The organism is Neptunomonas sp. XY-337 (assembly GCF_004959845.1).
Taxonomy (GTDB): Bacteria; Pseudomonadota; Gammaproteobacteria; order Pseudomonadales; family Balneatricaceae; genus Neptunomonas; species Neptunomonas marina.
Window position 1 is genome coordinate 181896 of sequence record NZ_SPLL01000005.1, and the last position, 12691, is coordinate 194586.

Consider the following 12691-nt stretch of genomic DNA (forward strand, 5'->3'; position numbering starts at 1 on the left):
AAGCAAGCCCTCGATGAAAAAGCACAGGAACTTAACAGTCCAATGGCCATCAGAACCCTTTATCGGCCGCATTTCACTAGCCCTGCTAGCTAGAATCCGTAAAATGCTCCGTCAGATAGATAGAGGACTCCCCACAAGAATGAAAAAATTGATTTTAACGACTGCGCTTTTGATCGCATTCCAGCCCGCTTTTGCCGAAAAGGGCCATATCGCTGATGATGTATTTGTATTTATTCATGGCGGCCCGAGTAATAAATTTCGTATTACAGGGCGTGTACGTAGCGGCTCTCCGATCACTATCCTAAAGAAAAGCCCCGATGGTAAGTTTGTCCAGATCCGCACAGCATCAGGAAAAGTAGGCTGGGCTGACGGCAATAATGTTGCTAGCGGCGACAGTATGCAGATCAAAGTACCAAAGCTAGAAACGGCACTGCAAAAGAGCGAAGCGATGGTCACTGAGCAAGGCGAAGAGATCGAGCAACTCGCTGCTGAACTGGATACTTACAAAGCTGAAAACAGTACCTATACCGAACAACTCGATAAGCTAAACGCAGAGATAAAAGGCCTCAATCGCCAGATCGAAGGCATGGACGAAAGCAACCTCATGCGCTGGTTTACGCACGGCGGCCTTGTGGCACTCGGTGGCGTTATTCTTGGCTTGCTCATTCCGCTGCTGCCGAAGAAGAAGAAACGCCGAGACGACTGGTTCTAAACGATGCAATACTGATAGGTGGGTTACTCAGGTAGTCTCCCGCCTACCTTCCCATTGCCTTGAGCAGTTTCTCCCGCAATCCCGATCTGTTCACGTTAGCAAACCCAGCTGCCAACTCACTCAGCCTCGCATCGCCATGAAATTGCGTTACCCGCGTCAGTGTTGCGAGGTTACGCCATGCAGGCGGAAGCTTATCTTGGTGTGACGCCATTCCGCCGCTGCTGTCAGGCGCAAGATAGATTACCCGTCCGATACCTGCTGAGATGATACGGCAAAAGCACATCGGACACGGCTCCAGTGAAACCACCAATGTCATCTGCTCTCGCGGACAAACAGGAGCCACTTCTTGATCTAATGATGCGAGCAGTTGCATCTCTGCATGGGCAGCAGAGTTAAAGCTGGGGCTAAACACCGCATTGCTCGACTCTAGTAGTATGTTTTGATCCTCATCGAGGAGCACGGCACCTACACCATAGTTGCCAGCCTCGAGCGCTGCTAACGCAAGCTCACAACAGCGCAGCGCCCAACGCAACCCACTTGCAGCATGCTCAGTCTGAGCTATCGCGAGCTGCACCCGCAGATCATCAATGTTCATACGCATTCTCTCTTGTTTCGCTTCGCTATATATTTGCCACAAAAAAAAACCGCCCTGCAAGGGCGGTTTTTATCATGTCGTTAAAGGCTAAGCTTCATCAAGCTGCAGAGTCGAGAGCGTAAACTCACGTACCTCTTTGAGTAGTTCAGGATTACCCACCAGCGACTCACCGTATGAAGGGATCAGCTCTTTAAGCTTCTTATCCCAACCTTGGTTAGCCAACTCATCAGCAAAACAGTTTTCAATAATGCTTACCATCGTATTCACCGCTGTCGATGCACCCGGAGAAGCACCTAACAACGCTGCTAGAGAGCCGTCTGAGCTGCGAATCACCTCAGTACCAAATTCGAGCTTACCGCCCTTCTCTTCGTCTTTCTTGATGATCTGCACACGCTGGCCAGCGTAAGCCAGTTCCCAATCATCATTTTGCGCATCTGGGTAGAAGTTGCGGAGCGAATCAACACGTGCTTCGTGGGATTGCATCACTTCACTGATCAAGTAACGCGTCAGGTCCATATTGTTCATGCCGACAGAGAGCATAGACTTAAGGTTGTTGGCACGCACACTCTTCGGTAGGTCCATAACCGAACCCTGCTTAAGGAACTTCGTTGTGAAGCCTGCAAACGGACCAAACAGCAACGCCTTCTCACCATTAATGATACGCGTGTCCAGGTGAGGAACCGACATCGGCGGAGCACCGATTGGTGCTTGACCATAGACCTTCGCCAAGTGCTTCTCAACGATCTCTTTCTTCTTACAAACTAGCCACTGGCCACTAACTGGGAAGCCGCCATAGCCATCACCCTCTGGGATACCTGAGAGTTGCAGTAATGGCAGGGCACCGCCACCAGCACCCAAGAATACAAAGCGGGCGTTAACGGTTTCGTTTTCACCGGATTTGTCATTACAGACAACAACATCCCACGTGCCATCATCACGCTTTTGTAAGTCTTTAACCGTTGAGCTTAGCTTAAGCTCAAAGTTCTCCTGATCGCTAAGATGCTCACACATAGAGCGAGCCAAAGAGCCGAAATCAACATCAGAGCCGTATCGAACGCGTGTACCCGCAACCTTCTGCATTGGGTCGCGGTTTTCCAGTATGAGTGGCATCCACTCACGTAGAACGTCAGGATCCTCGCTGTACTCCATATCAGCAAACTGCGCAGACTGGCTAAGTGTTTCGTAGCGTGTACGCAAGAACTCAACGTTCTCTTCGCCCCAGACGAAGCTCATATGGGGGGTTGGGTTGATGAAAGCACGTGGCTCAGGAAGAACATCCTTTTTAACCAGTGACGACCAAAACTGTAAGCTCACCTCAAACGCAGCATTGATCGCATACGCCTTAGTTGCATTCACAGAACCATCGGCCTGTTTTGGCGTGTAGTTCAGTTCGCAATATGCAGCATGGCCCGTGCCCGCGTTATTCCACCCGTCGGTGCTTTCGCTTGCAACATGGTCCAAACGCTCAACCATCACAATGTTAATGGAGGGGTCTAACTGCTTGAGCAGCATACCCAGGGTGGTGCTCATTGCACCGGCCCCAACTAACAATACATCTGCCGTTTTTGCCGTCATCTCGTTACTCACCGTTTGATACGTGGTTGTGGGGTTCGAAAATCACCGCGGTCAGTCTAAAAGCCCTGCTTTTTTACAGGTTATTCCGCACTGCAACGAAACTTTTGGTTCCGCTTTTTACCGCTGATGTCGCCCAGCTATTTTCGTATTCTGTTTTTATGCACATGAATGTGACAGTACTGACATCCACGCGGGGCTTTTTGCGCAGAATTATACGGATTATTCTCCAAAAGTCTTGGCTAATTAGCTAGATGATCCTGAGCAATTCGTAGTATATCTCGCAAATGCAGCAAGCGATTTTGCTCTCAGTAACTGCACTAAGTGGTTAAAATAGCTTAAATTTTCGTCGTTTTTGCAAAACCTAGAGATAATGCCACTCACAGCGGTTTCAGAATGGATATCTACAAACTTATCCACACCTTCTGTGGATAGCTAATACGATAGCCAATCCCAATAACTCAGATAGCTACAACTGATTAGATTTCTTGTCGATTTTACGGTTTCATATAGGAAATAGATGAGGAGATACCCATGCAACGAGTTACAATTTTTGGCCGACCAGGTTGTGGATTTTGCACACGCGCAAAAGAGCTATGTGAGATTAAATCACTCGAGTACCGCTACATCGATATCTATGCGGAAGGCATCAGCAAAGCCGACCTAGAAAAAACGATCGGCCGCCCTGTTGAAACGGTTCCACAGATCTTTATTGGTCAGGAATACGTAGGAGGGTTTACAGACTTTGAACAAAAAGTTGCTGAACAGGGTCTATAAAGACTAGAGTTAGATTATAGCCAATAAAACAGGAGTCGCTTATGACGATACTGGCCGCACTTCTACTGATTGCCACCATCGCTTACTTGGGTAAAACAACACTCGAACGGAGCAACAATCAGCTAAAACCGATCCGCATCAAAGTGGAAGATGAGAAGCGTCGCCGCTAGCGTCTCCCTGTGATGCACCACCAGCGGCTGTGAGGCTTCACCCCCACAGCCGTTCTGCTAGCCCGCTCATTCTCACCGTGGGCTGATCAACCGCCGCTAACATCACCGCTTTTTTTCCGTACAGATTACAGTGCTGTTTTGCTCGTGTAATGCCCGTGTACACAAGTTCCCGGCTCATCACCCGAGCGCTATCCGTTAGCACAAGCGTAATCTCCTTAAACTCTGAGCCTTGGCTTTTATGCACTGTCATCGCGAAAACCGTCTCATGTTGAGGAACGCGGCTGGTTGAGTAGGATCGCATCTCTCCGCCTTGCTCAAAGTACACTCGCAGCTGTTGCTGCTCGGTGTCGAACAACGTGATCCCGATATCGCCGTTATACAGCTGCAATGCGGCATCGTTACGCGTAATAATGACAGGACGCCCTTCATACCAGCGGTTATCAGCGGCCTTTAAACCCCGCCGCTCTAGGTAGTTTTCGAAGGCTTCATTCAGTGCATCAACACCAAAGACTCCTTTGCGCAACCCACACAACAACTGGAACTTGGCAAACGCAGCATGCGCCTCGTCTGGGCTAATCGTTTGCTTAAAGCAGCTCAAGTAGTGGCTATACTTTTGGGCCATGTGCTGCACGAGATGTTGGTTATCTGCCGTTAGCGCTTCTATCCAGTTAAGGTCATCAAAACCGCGACGTAACACCGCCTGCGTTTGCTTCACACTACCCATATTTACTGCGCTGGCTAGCTCCCCAATACCACTATCTCCGGCGAAGCGGTAGCTTTTGCGCAAAAACGCTACGCTATCAGCCAGTACACGCGTGTCTCCTTCAGTAACTGGTAGCCCACACGTTACAGAAAGCAGCTCTTGCATCACTTCTGTCGGCACGGCTGCACTTGGCATCGCGCACAAGTCACCCAGTACACTGCCGGCTTCTACTGAGGCAAGCTGCTGCTTATCACCAATCAATACCAAACGAGCATGTGCTGGCAGCGCTTCAAGTAACGCGGCCATCAGTGGCAGATCGATCATGGAGGCCTCGTCCACCACCAGTAGGTCAACCTGAAGCGGGTTATCACGATTGTATCGATAACGCACACTTCGTGGCCTTGCTCCAAGTAAGCGGTGCAAGGTTATCCCCTGCTCTGGGATAAGCTGCTTGATATGTTCCGCCACTGGTAGCTGGGCTTTAGCTCCCGCAATCGACTCCGATAACCGAGCAGCAGCTTTACCTGTTGGGGCGGCAAGCAGAATATGCGGGCGCGCTTGCTGGTCGGCGCTCAAAGTCTGTTGTAAGTACATCGCCAACATGCGGGTCACCGTTGTGGTTTTACCCGTTCCCGGCCCACCACTAATCACCGCTAAACGCCGCGCAACCGCCGTCACCACAGCGACCCGCTGCCAATCAGGTTGCTCGGTAACACCTATAAATAGTTGATCAAGCACAGCGCCAAAGCTTGGCAAGTCACGGGCGGCGCGGGCTTGGGCACGTGCCAATAGGGCCTCAGCAACCTGTTTTTCCGCGTGCCAAAGCCGGTAAAGATAAACACGATTACGCTCAAGCACCAACGGCGTTGGCTCTGCACCACGGCCAAGCAGAAGCTGATGAGTATCCAAGGCCGCATCAAGTTGCGCATACCACAGCTTGGCTTCGCTATGCAGCTCATCCGGCCAGCTCGCGATCAAGTTGGGGAGCTGTTGTAAGCGCAAGCAGGCGTGCCCCTCGCCCGATTGCTGACTAACAACCGCCGCTAGGGTGAGTAGTGTATGTGAAGCCTCGAAGCGCTGGCCCAACCACCGAGCAAACTGTAGATCGATATCACGTAACAGATCCAGCTCATATAGACGTTGTAATAGCTGCATCACACACCCTCCTGCAGCAGATGATCCAGCTGCTCGATAAGAGCACGCTCGGGCTTGGTGTAGTAGATACCATGGTCACTGCCCGGCGCCATGCCGCGTAAGAAGAGATAGTAAACACCGCCAATATCGCGGTCGTAGTCGTAGCCGGGCAAGCGCAGTTTGAGTAGGCGGTGAAGCGCCAGCGTGTAGAGCACATATTGAAAATCATAGCGGTGATCACACATCGCATCTGCCATAGCTGACTGGCTATAGTCTTCCACCGTATCGCCTAGGTGGTTGGATTTATAGTCCAGCACGTAGTAGCGCCCGTCAAAGCGAAAGGTCAGATCGATAAAGCCCTTCAACATACCGCGCACCTGTTCAAAACGCAGCTCACCCGCACTTTGAGCGAGCGGATCGTACTGCTGCAACAGCGCATTAACAGGCGCTGCACTTAGCGCTGCAAAAGGGATAAAGAACTCCATCTCCACACAACGCTCTGTAGGGCCGATATCAGCCAGTGCACAACCTGCCTGCGATAGTTCGGTGCTGAGCACACGGCGCATAAAATCGATCAACACCGGCTGCCAGTGTTCATCAAAACCTGCCAGCAAAAGTTGTTTTTCAATGACGTCGGCTAAAAGCGCGTCATCGGTGTTCTTGAAGTCGATCTCTTCAAACAGCGTGTGCAGAAAAGTCCCAGCGACGGCGCCGCGGGGGAAGTGCATAATATCGGGTATGTCATCATGCTGCGGTGTATCAGCCTCTTCAGCAACCTCCAGATCCAGCGCATCAACTAACACAGGTTCTGCGGTGATCGTTTGATGGCCACGGCTCAACGCAGAGTAGCTGGTGACGCGCCACTCCCGCTCAATCTCACCGGCGAAGCCTCGTGCACTTAATGGCGGCGCATCACATGCGGCCAGCAGATCACCGGTTTCCATAGGCACGACGCTATCAAACTCGATGGCAGCAAAATCCACGGCTGCTGTTTGCTCAACAAATGCATGTAAACGCTCGGCCAACGTATCGCCATCAGCATCTAACAGATAGCCCAGCGCACTGCCGGCCACCTTGCTAATACGCTTACTCCCCCAATCAGCCACCCCAAGATAGCAACCGTAAACGGCACGCGTGACCGCAACGTACAATAAACGCAAGTCTTCCGCGAGGCGCTCGCGATCCGCTTTGGCGAGGGCTTCGTCATCAGCCGCCAAATTAAGCACCGTGTTACCGTGCTCATCGTGATATAGCGCTCGATCACTGGCGCGATAGAGCGTTGCGAAGGGCAGAAAAACAAGGTTGTACTCCAGCCCCTTCGATTTATGAATAGTGATCACCTGCACCCGAGAGCGATCACTTTCTAGGCGTAACTGTTGCTCTTGTGCATTGTGGTTTGGCGATGTCAGGTGCTCAGATAACCACCGCAAAATTCCGCTCAGCCCTTCCACTTGTTGGCTGGCTTGCTGCAGTAATTCACCTAGGTGTAGCAGATCGGTTAACCGGCGTTCGCCACTGGCCGATGCCAGAAAACCGCCGGTTAGCTCGCGTGTAACCAGCAGTTGATGCAACATCGCCAGCACGCCAAGCCGCTGCCAGACCTGCTTCAGCTCGCGAAACTCTAGCACCAGCGCTTCCCACGCTAACTCATCCTGAAACAGCGCTTCCAGTTGACCCACCGAGAGCTGAAAGACTGATGTCGCAATCGCTGTGCGCAATAAACGCTCATCAGTAGGCTCTGCCACCGCCTCTAAGATGTAGTAAAGCTCGCGTGCTTCCGGTGTGGTGAACACGCTATTGCGGTTGGACATAAACACCGAAGCGACGCCCTGCTCATCCAGCGCTTGCTGCACCGCTGCCGCTTCGTTGCGATCCCTGACTAAAACCGCAATATCAGCAGGCTCAACTGCGCGCCCTTTCAGTTGAAAGCGCTGATCGGTGAGCAACGCCTTGATCTGCTGCGCCGTTAACTGTGAGAACTGCGCTAGGTATTCCGTCTTATTGAGCCGCTCTGGAGCCAACCAAAGCTGCAATGCCGGTTGCGGGGTGCTATCAAACTGCAGCGTTTTAGCTCCCGCATTGGGTGCCGACGCAACAGGGGAGAAAGGAATTTGCTCAGCGTAGATAAAGGCCTCGGGGTGATGGCTGAAGAGCGTATTGGCGGCTGCCACCATACTTTCACCCGAGCGCCAGTTTGTCTCTAGTGTGTAGTGTGCATCCACCTCCTGCTTAGCCTGCATGTAGGTGAATATATCGGCGCCACGAAAAGCATAAATAGACTGCTTGGGATCGCCGATCATCAGTAACGCGGGAGCTGTTTCATCGTGGCTGTCCGCACGATAGATACGGCTAAAGATCTGATACTGCAACGGGTCGGTATCTTGGAACTCATCGATCAGCCCGATGGGGTATTGGTGGCGGATCGCGTCTGCAAGTTGGCTCCCCTGCGCTTTTTGCAGCGCTCCCGCTAATTGGGTCAGCAGATCGTCAAATGCGAGTAGCTGCTGCTCCTGTTTAGCGCGGGCTAAACGTATACGCACTTGAGCGAGAGCTTTGGAGGTAATAGCCGCTTTGATCGGCACATCGGCTGCAAAATAGGCATCCACCAGCACGAAGATCGCATGTTGTGGCACAGCACCTTTCGTGGTTTTCTCGTGCAGCATGATGGTTGAGAAGCGTGACAGCGGCTCACGCCCCTCTTTCATGCTGATCACGCCGGCCAGCATATCGCTTACTTTGTCCACCCATTTGGGGACGTTACCTTTGCTGTAGGAGCGCTTGTTGATATCAGAGTCGGCAATGATCTGCGCCAGCTCACCGGCAGCACTTGGCCATGCATCACGTAGCGCTTGCAGGGCGGAGTCTTGCGCCGCCCATGCAGCGGCTAAGTCGAACTCAGCGTAATCAGGCGTTTGAGTTAGCAGTGGCAAACCCAGATAGCTGCGCACCTCACTTAATAACGCATCGGGCGATGCAAACTCCGCTAAAACCGCGTCAGCCAAGGCCTTGGGTAACGGGTACACGGTAGTGCGCCAGAAATCCAGCAACGCCTGACGCACGAGCGGCTCATCATCTGTGGTTAGGGTTTGGCTAAACATCGCGCCGCTCTCGAACGCGTGTTGGCGCAGCATGCGTTGGCAAAAGCCATGGATTGTGAAGATCGCAGCTTGGTCCATCGCAGCGCCCGCTATCTCTAGTAGCTTAGCGCTTTGTACATGATCGCTGTTGTCGGCCACCAAACGTTGCAGCAACGGGTCATCACTACTGCCATCTAAAAAGGCTCGCCGAGCCTCGCGGATACGTACGCGGATACGGTCACGCAACTCTTGTGTGGCCGCTTCTGTGAAGGTTACCACCAGAATCTCTTCCACCCCGAGCGGGCGACGTTGCTGTGGGTCGTTACCCATACCAAGCAACAGACGCAGATAGAGCGCCGCCAACGTGAAGGTTTTACCGGTGCCAGCACTGGCCTCGATTAAGCAGCGCCCCTGAATGGGCAAGCTAACCGGATCTAATAGCTGTGCGCTCATTTTTCATCCTCCTTGCGGTAACGCAACAAAGATCCAAACAGCGCCTCGGTCTGCTCAACCATAAGCGGCTCAATCACCTCCCAGCGATACGCTAAGCGGGTTAGATACGGGTCATATTCTTGTGCTTCAAGAAAGGCTTTTTCGCCACGTTTACCCGCCTCTTCTGGGTCATGCTGATAGCCCGTGAGCAGTGGCCATGCGGCTTTCGGCTGCCAACTCGTCGCTTTACCCCGATGACGGAGCATAAACTCAATCAGCTGTGCCAATGTCTGGTATGCCTCAGATGGCGGTACCGGTTGATAAGCAAAACACTTATCGATACCTCGGTAGGTAGAATCGCGCTCAAGCCCCATGGCGTTCATTGCCAAATGGCGAATCCATAGCCCAAAACGATGATGATCGCGGCTTTTGGAAGCGCGGTATTCTAGGCGTGTCGTTGCATAGATATCGCGCAGCCAGCCTTGCAGTTGCACGTTCTGGCCAAAGCACTCAAAGCGCAGATCTATCGCTTGTTTTGAGGGCTCACCCACAAGAAAAGCTTGCATCTTGTCTTTCAGCACAGCCATCTGCTCCAACTCCCGTGTAAGGACTAACTCACCGGCAGGGCCAACGGGCAAGATCCCTTCAGCACGCAGTTGCTGGCTTATCCGCTCAGCAGACTCGCCTTTGAGTGCATCGTCTAGCAGGCGCTCACGCAGAGCAAACAACGCTAGGTTCGAAACAGCAAACGGCTCCTCTTCCGGCAGCGCCTCCTCCTGCTCGGGAAAGTACACTTGTAGGTGCTGCTCAAAGTAGTACTTTGCAGGGCTTCGGAAAAATCGCACCACGCTCTCGATATCTAACATGATGGGCTCATCGCCCAATGGCTCGGATGTCGGCTTAGCGTCTGCTACTAGCGGCTGTGCTGTTGGTAACCAGCGCCCGTTGTAGCTAAACAAGCGCGCATCTGAACCATCAAAGTAGCGCTCACTGTAGGCGGTGAGTGGATGATCGACTTGCAACAAAGCCTGCAGGCTCTCGCCTTGCTCCGCTATACCGTAAGCTTGCTCACAATATTCAAGTAGTTCGCTCACCAATACTGAGGGGATGCGCGGCGTGTTATCCGCGATCGAACGCCCCACATAGCTTAAGTAGAGCGTCTCTTTGGCAGACAATAGGGCTTCTAAAAAGAGGTAGCGATCATCGTCACGTCTTGAGCGATCGCCTTTGCGTGGATGGTTGGCCATTAAGTCAAAACCTAGCGGCGGTAAGCTACGCGGATATGCGCCATCGTTCATACCAACAAGGCAGACGACACGGAACGGGATCGCCCGCATCGGCATCAAGGTGCAAAAGTTGATCTGCCCCGAAAGGAAACGCTGCGATGCACGCTGTGCGCTCAGTGATTCAGCTAAATGAGCGCGTAAAATATCCGCTGCCAGAGGCTGCTCAAAGGCCGCCTCCGCAAAGGTTGTTTGCAGGTTTTCTAGCGCTTGATTGATCAACGCAAGCGCCTCATGGTCGTGATCATCTGGCTGATAAGCCGTTTGGGTCAGCTGCTGAATTTCACTGATCCATTGCGCTAAGCTGCGCTCGCCAGTGAACACCTGACGGTAGTGCTTTAGGTCGCTGATGAAGGCAGCAAGCTGGCCAAGCGCCACCGACGATAAACCGCTGACACCCGCATAGGGTGCGGTATCCTGCCATAGATCTACATCCCCGAGTGCGTAACCACCAAAGAGCCTATCTAAACCAAACGCCCAGCTGTTCTCAGCAAAGGAGATATCGCTAACCTCGGCACGCATATCGGCATCTAATCCCCAGCTAATGCCCGATTCCGCCACCCAGTGGCGAATATCTTCAAAGCTCTCGGGCGAGATACCGTAAGCTCGCTGCGTCGCCGGTAACTCTAACAACTCGATAATCTGCGGGGCGGTGAAGCGGCTCTTTTGCAAGTTCAACAGCTGCAAGAAGCTGTTGATCAGCGGGATCTCTTGATCAGCGGATCGGTCCGATATGGAGTAAGGCAGGAAGTGCTCTGGCTCTGCATTACCAAACACCGCATCAATATAGGGCGCATAGCTGGCAACATCTGGCATCATAACAATAATGTCGCGGGGTTTAAGTGCGGGGTCTTCGGCAAACATCGCCAATAATTGGTCCTGCAGCACCTCAATTTCGCGCAAAGGGCTATGGGTTGCATGCAGCTGGATGCTCTTGTCATCCGGACGATAGCGAAAGGCGCTGGTGGTGTCTGCCGCTGCGCTATCTTGCAGGTCTAAAATATCAGACTGCACCGCATGGAGCAGGTTGTCGTAGCACGGCTCTGAAAACAGGCCAACTTCTGGCTTTTCGAGCTGCTGCACAATGTGGAGGTAATCACGGCCTAGTTTCCCCATGGACGCGAGAATCGGATGCCCCACGTGGTGGTAACTCTGCGCTTCACCTTGATGTTTGGTAAGCCACTCTCGGTTTAGCCGAGCAAGATATTTTGGATCAACAATATCTCCCCAGTAGTGGCGGCAGGGGTTTGCAATCATTAGGTGCACATCCACCTTTTCACCCAGTCCGGCCAACGCCTCAACGTAGTTCTCCGGTAGTGCAGAGATACCAAAGACAAACACACGCGATGGCAAGCTGTTCAGCCGGTCAGCTTTGGTTAGCGCCTGAAAAAAGGTTTCATACATATTGGCACGATGCCAATGGGGTAAGCCACGCTCAGTAACATCGGCCACAATACGGCGCCATAGAATGGGTTGCCACGCGTGTTCGGTATTGGCTGCGGGGCTATTTTCTCCCGCTTCCCACGCCGCAATCCAGTCGGGACGATAAACGAGATACTGGTCAAACAGGTCAGCGATACAGGCGCAGAGCTGATATAGGCGCAGCGGATCGCTGTCTTCGCTACAGTAACAGCGCAGCACAGCGAAGTGCGCTTTCTCGAGTAGTTCGGGAAGCTGGCGCATCAACACCCATGTCATGGCTGCTTTGTTATATACCGAGCGCTCCGGCACCTCATCCAGCACATCCACAAACACTTGCCATAAAAAGCTAGCCGGTAATGGAAATTCGATGTTGGCAGCGATGCCCATGCGCTCCGCCAGCTCCAGCTTGAGCCACTGAGCCATACCGGGGCTTTGAACCAAAATTTGCTCACTCGCGAATGGATCGCTGAGCGGCTCGCGATGCACCATTTCGACAAGCACATCGCGCAGTGTTTCGAGGGAGTTTGCGTAGTAGATGCGTAGCATTTAGGTGTCCCGAATCATCCTTGTTCTGGGGGTGGATCATCTTGTGGTGGATTGAGGTAAACAAAGCCACTTTGCTCTGTCCAGTAGTCTTTGCCCTGCTCCACGCGCACCACACCTTTAAAGCGGATATGTAGATAGTCCACTGCCTCTTCGAGGGTATCGAGATTGCAGAGTATCACGCCACCGCGGTCATTATCAGTTGTAAACAAAAAGCTCTTCACACACTACCCCTTGTTAGCATCAAACACATGTTTGAAGGCGTTTTCAA

At 52.5% G+C, this 12691-nt stretch carries 9 protein-coding genes; 3 read left to right on the top strand and 6 right to left on the bottom strand.

The genetic code is table 11. The features are described 5' to 3' along the window. Positions 1-139: 139 nt before the first annotated feature. Positions 140-712, top strand: a complete 573-nt coding sequence (locus E4L36_RS12670; RefSeq protein WP_127692432.1) for a TIGR04211 family SH3 domain-containing protein — start codon at positions 140-142, stop codon at positions 710-712. A 43-nt stretch (positions 713-755) separates the two neighbouring features. Here E4L36_RS12670 and E4L36_RS12675 read toward each other — a convergent pair whose 3' ends face one another. Both E4L36_RS12675 and mqo read right to left on the bottom strand, forming a co-directional pair. Continuing rightward, positions 756-1307 carry a nucleoside deaminase gene (locus tag E4L36_RS12675; RefSeq protein ID WP_169051541.1) on the bottom strand — a complete coding sequence of 184 codons (552 nt, stop codon included), beginning with the start codon at positions 1305-1307 and terminating at the stop codon, positions 756-758. Positions 1308-1394: 87 nt separating this feature from the next. After that, positions 1395-2894 carry a malate dehydrogenase (quinone) gene (gene mqo / locus E4L36_RS12680; protein WP_276606071.1) on the bottom strand — a complete coding sequence of 500 codons (1500 nt, stop codon included), beginning with the start codon at positions 2892-2894 and terminating at the stop codon, positions 1395-1397. A 519-nt stretch (positions 2895-3413) separates the two neighbouring features. Between mqo and E4L36_RS12685 the strand changes: the two genes are divergently transcribed. Further along, a complete protein-coding gene (locus E4L36_RS12685; protein ID WP_127692429.1) occupies positions 3414-3656 on the top strand; it encodes a GrxA family glutaredoxin in 243 nt (80 codons plus the stop codon). Between the two features lie 41 nt (positions 3657-3697). After that, on the top strand, positions 3698-3826 hold the full coding sequence (locus E4L36_RS18085; RefSeq protein WP_276317489.1) for a hypothetical protein: 129 nt from the start codon (positions 3698-3700) through the stop codon (positions 3824-3826). Positions 3827-3863: 37 nt separating this feature from the next. On the opposite strand, the gene recD is transcribed toward E4L36_RS18085, so the two are convergent. Genes recD through E4L36_RS12705 form a run of 4 tightly spaced genes read right to left on the bottom strand, consistent with a single transcriptional unit; the run spans position 3864 to position 12644 of the window. Next, complete coding sequence (gene recD / locus E4L36_RS12690) at positions 3864-5684, bottom strand: exodeoxyribonuclease V subunit alpha (RefSeq protein WP_136680915.1); 1821 nt, start codon at positions 5682-5684, stop codon at positions 3864-3866. After that, complete coding sequence (recB, locus tag E4L36_RS12695; protein WP_136680916.1) at positions 5684-9193, bottom strand: exodeoxyribonuclease V subunit beta; 3510 nt, start codon at positions 9191-9193, stop codon at positions 5684-5686. The genes recD and recB overlap by 1 nt, the downstream gene beginning before the upstream one ends. Next, a complete protein-coding gene (gene recC / locus E4L36_RS12700) occupies positions 9190-12423 on the bottom strand; it encodes an exodeoxyribonuclease V subunit gamma (RefSeq protein ID WP_136680917.1) in 3234 nt (1077 codons plus the stop codon). Before recC ends, recB begins: the two co-directional genes overlap by 4 nt. A gap of 14 nt (positions 12424-12437) precedes the next feature. Next, a complete protein-coding gene (locus tag E4L36_RS12705; protein WP_136680918.1) occupies positions 12438-12644 on the bottom strand; it encodes a hypothetical protein in 207 nt (68 codons plus the stop codon). Positions 12645-12691 lie beyond the last annotated feature (47 nt).